We start from the raw sequence: 442 nt of genomic DNA, 5'->3' as shown, positions 1-442 counted from the left end.
GTATTCAGTTGCCGACGGCATGACCAGTCCCACGCCAGGGTCGGCATGCCCCCGGAAGGCGCGATCAACGAGCGTTTTCTGGTCGATCGCATAGCCGATAGCGTCGCGAAACGCGGGGTCCTGCAGGGCCCTAGTATTGCCCGCGCCTTTTCCGGAGACGGTGTTGAACGCCAAATAATTCCGTTGCTCAGTGCGCGATTCTATACAAACTATATGAGGATCTTTCGAGAGGTCATCCCACTGGGCAACTGTGAGGCCAAAGCCAAAGTTGAGATTGCCGCTTTTGAGACCCTGTGCGATAGGATCGGCCGTACTGAAGAAATTGAAAACCATGCCGCTCATAGCCGGTTTGCCTGAGCGGAAGTGCGGGTTAGGCGAGAGGCGGACAAACTGGCCCTGTTGAAACTCCTGGATTATCATCGGCCCCGAGCCCACGAGACTA

At 56.3% G+C, this 442-nt stretch carries 1 protein-coding gene; it reads right to left on the bottom strand.

The genetic code is table 11. The features are described 5' to 3' along the window. Positions 1 to 442 (bottom strand): ABC transporter substrate-binding protein (locus EOA19_RS35090; protein ID WP_245486475.1); only part of this gene is annotated, 442 nt, incomplete at both ends.

The organism is Mesorhizobium sp. M7A.F.Ca.US.010.02.1.1, assembly GCF_004023085.1.
Taxonomy (GTDB): Bacteria; Pseudomonadota; Alphaproteobacteria; order Rhizobiales; family Rhizobiaceae; genus Mesorhizobium.
The sequence above is the reverse complement of the archived record's forward strand: the minus strand, read 5'-3'. Positions and strand labels throughout refer to the sequence as shown.